Here is a 3,282-nt window from a genome sequence, read left to right on the forward strand (position 1 = left end):
CATGGCGCAGGACGCCGCACGGCGGCTGCTGCGCGAGGCGCGAAATGCGGGTGCCCGCGCGCTGATCCTGCGCGATGTGGCGATCGACGGCGCTGCAATGCGTGCCATCGCCGCGGTGCTGCGCGGTGGCGGCATGCGTCCGCGCGTGCTGCAGTCCTATGTCCGCGCCTCTCTCGATGCGACGCGCGATGCCGACGAACTGCTGCGCGATGCGCTGGGGTCCAAGAAGCTGAAGGAACTGCGCCGCCAGCGCAGCCGGCTTGGCGAATACGGCGCTGTGGCTTTCGACGTGGCGCGGACGCCTGAAGAGGTCGCAGCCGCGATCGAACATTTCCTGAGGCTGGAGGCCAGCGGCTGGAAGGGCCGGCGCGGCACCGCGCTGGCGCAGGACGCGGGCGATGCCGGTTTTATCCGGCGCGCGACGGTTGCGCTTGCGGAAAGCGGCCGGTGCCAGATCGTGACACTGCGAGCCGACACGATGCCGGTCGCAGCCGCGATCGTACTGCGGCACCAGGATCGCGCGTTCTACTTCAAGGTCGGCATCGACGAGCGTTTTGCCAAATTTTCGCCCGGCGTGCAGCTGACGCTGGATCTGACGCGGCTACTGTGCGCCGATCCCACAATCGCGACGGCTGACTCCATGGCGAGCGCGGATCATCCGATGATCAATCCGATTTGGCGAGGACGCTTCGAGATCGGCGACGTGCTGATCCCGCTACGGCCGCGCGATCCCATGGTGTCGCTGATCCAAGCGGCGCTGACCCTGCGCCGTTCGGCCCGCGAACTGGCGCGCCGCGCCGTTCATTTGATCCATGGCCGCGGTGAAAAATAACCGTGGAGGTCGGCGCCAAAATGCCAAAGCCATAATGATAGGCCGAAAGGCGCTAAATATCCTCGTCTGAAAGTTCTGCGAGTTTTGCCAGATGCCGTAGCAGGCCCATCTTCAGAGGCTTGTTTCCATGGATTGGAATTGAAAGCCGCACGACGCTTCCGCTTTTGCCATAAATATGATGGCTGCCGTTGACGCGAAGCAGCGTCCAACCACGACGCTCGACGATGCGAGCGAAGTCGCGGCCAGATAACGATTTCATGCAGGCAAGTCCAGCATCCGTTCGGTGCCGCCGGCCTCGGGCGGCGCAACTTCAATCGAAAGACATCCCTCGATCGCTTCATAAAGATTCTTCATGAGCTCATCCATACTGTCGCCTTGGGTAGCGCAGCCTGGAATAGCAGGTACTTCGGCCCAGTAGCCCCCCTCCTCAGCGTCATGCACGACAATCTTTATCTTCATGATCGATCTCCACAGCAGATTGTCGCGCGAGCAACTGGCAAATTCAAGTCCTTGCGAAGTGGGCTACATTGCCTCTCCTGCGAAGGGCGGGGCGCGGGAGTGGAAAAACCCTACTCCGCGGCCTGCGCGTTGACCTCCGCCGAAACCTGGCGGATAGCGCGGGCTAGCTGTTCGGCCGGCTGCGCGCCCGATACCGCGTACTTCTGCGCAAAGACAAAAGTCGGCACGCCGGAGATGCCCTTGTCGGAGGCATCCTTGGCCTGCGCCGAGATCAAGCCAACATCCTCATCGGTCGCAAGGCGCCGCCGCACAAGGGCGGGATCCAGCCCGCAATCGGCCGCCGCCTGCACCAAAACATCGACGTCCGTGAGGTCGCCGCCATCGCGGAAATACAATTCCATCAGCCGCTGCTTCATCTCGGCCGATTTGCCCCTCGCATCGGCCCAATGGATCAGCCGGTGGCAGTCGATGGTGTTGGGCTGGCGCTTGACGAGGTCGGGCCGATACACAAGCCCCTCTTCGCCGGCGGCGGCGACGACGCGGCCGGCGATGTTCTTGTAGGCCTCGACCGAGCCGAACTTTGCGGTGAGATATTCGTCGCGGCTGATGCCCTCGCGCGGCACCCAGGGATTGAGAAAGAATGGCCGCCAGTGGATCGCAACCGGCACCTCCGGCGCCAGCGCCAGCGCATTTTCGACGCGGCGCTTGCCGATGTAGCACCACGGGCACACGACGTCGGAAACGATGTCGATCTGAAGCGGCTTGAGGGAGCTCATCCAAGGGTCCTCGCTGAAGCGGACGTTCCTGAGATAATAAGCATCCCACGCCCATGCAAGGCACTATTTCAGCTGGGCCGCCATACTTCGCATCCGCTCGGCGGTCAGTTCATCCGCCGCAAAGAACGTCTCCAGCGCCGGCTCCGACAGCGTGATATCGACGGCGTGCCGAAAATCATCGTGGTGGAAATAAAGCTCAGCACGTCGCTGCCGAACCGCAGCTTGAAGGGGATCGCGACATTGGCGTCAGCTGCGAAAATGGCTGCGCCAGCCGGCGCGCCGATCCCCTCCCCCGTCCATCCCACCGAACGGAGAACGGCCTCGGACTGCGCAAAAGCGGCAGTGCGCTCTTGGCCTGAACCAATATCAGGGAAACCTGGCTCCTTGGTCCCTCGCGAGCATCTGAAGCCTTCGCGACGACCCCTTGCGCCATCGCCCTGGGTCCAGAGTTTCCGACTTCGCAGATATCATCTTGCCCGCAGCGTATTTTCCGCCGTGCCCGTTGAGGTGCTTGCCGTTGGCGGGCTTGCCGTTCAGCTCCTGCTTGTGCTTTCGCTTGGCCTTCGCCGCCTCTTTCTCGGCTTCCTTCAAGGCCTTCCTCTCGGCTCGCGCTTTCAGGCGCAGCCGTTCGGCCCTCGCCTCGGCGCGCTTCTTCTTGCGCTTGTTTTCGCAAGCCGCGCATTTGCAGCCGATCGGCTTCAGGTAGGCCTTGAAGTAATCGCTGCCGTAATCGTAGTTGATTTCTTCGCCCGCCGCTATGTTCTTGATGGCGCGGATCACGACCTTGCGCTTGCGCGGCATGACATCGGATTCGGCGTTCGGCCTGCAGGCATGATTGATATAGCGGGCGACGTTCTCGCGCACCGAGCCGTCGATGGTCCAGCGGCCATTGAGCTCGAACAGATATTTGTTCTCGACCGCGTCGTCCTTCTTGTTCCGGGAATCCAACAGCGGGCCAAAATAGCGGACGATCTTGGCGCCCTTCTTGATCGGCTTGGTGGCGAACAGGCCGAGCCCGGTGCGGGAACGGCCGACGCGATACGGCTTTTTCGACGAAATGGCAGGCATGATCCGTTGGAACTGACACGCTCATGAAGGCAGGGGCCGCTGTTCTAAGACGATTCCGGCCCGATGTCAGGCCTTTCGCGCGTCCGGCTCGAACCTTCCCCAGATTGCTCCGGCCTTAAGGATCTGGGGCGTCAAGCAAGGCCAGTT

The 3,282-nt window shown here is 62.4% G+C and carries 5 protein-coding genes and 1 pseudogene; 1 reads left to right on the forward strand and 5 read right to left on the reverse strand.

Annotated elements, in window-relative coordinates:
- On the forward strand, positions 1 to 832 hold an 832-nt coding region (locus ABSG20_RS33055), incomplete at its 5' end, for a GNAT family N-acetyltransferase (protein WP_423868644.1).
- A 52-nt stretch (positions 833 to 884) separates the two neighbouring features.
- On the opposite strand, the gene ABSG20_RS33060 is transcribed toward ABSG20_RS33055, so the two are convergent.
- The 5 genes and pseudogenes from ABSG20_RS33060 to ABSG20_RS33080 all read right to left on the reverse strand — a co-directional run bounded on the left by ABSG20_RS33060 (position 885) and on the right by ABSG20_RS33080 (position 3,135).
- Positions 885 to 1,091, reverse strand: a complete 207-nt coding sequence (locus ABSG20_RS33060; protein WP_423868645.1) for a type II toxin-antitoxin system HicA family toxin — start codon at positions 1,089 to 1,091, stop codon at positions 885 to 887.
- Positions 1,088 to 1,291, reverse strand: a complete 204-nt coding sequence (locus ABSG20_RS33065; protein WP_423868646.1) for a type II toxin-antitoxin system HicB family antitoxin — start codon at positions 1,289 to 1,291, stop codon at positions 1,088 to 1,090. The genes ABSG20_RS33060 and ABSG20_RS33065 overlap by 4 nt, the downstream gene beginning before the upstream one ends.
- 110 nt (positions 1,292 to 1,401) lie before the next feature.
- Positions 1,402 to 2,067: a DsbA family oxidoreductase gene (locus ABSG20_RS33070; RefSeq protein WP_423868647.1), complete on the reverse strand. Its 666-nt coding sequence runs from the start codon at positions 2,065 to 2,067 to the stop codon at positions 1,402 to 1,404.
- 63 nt (positions 2,068 to 2,130) lie between these two features.
- Positions 2,131 to 2,318, reverse strand: a pseudogene (locus ABSG20_RS33075) (transcriptional regulator); the annotation flags it as partial.
- Between the two features lie 115 nt (positions 2,319 to 2,433).
- Positions 2,434 to 3,135, reverse strand: a complete 702-nt coding sequence (locus ABSG20_RS33080) for an SET domain-containing protein (RefSeq protein WP_423868648.1) — start codon at positions 3,133 to 3,135, stop codon at positions 2,434 to 2,436.
- Positions 3,136 to 3,282: the final 147 nt, after the last annotated feature.

Origin of the sequence: Bradyrhizobium sp. (assembly GCF_049512235.1) — a bacterium.
GTDB lineage: Bacteria > Pseudomonadota > Alphaproteobacteria > Rhizobiales > Xanthobacteraceae > Bradyrhizobium.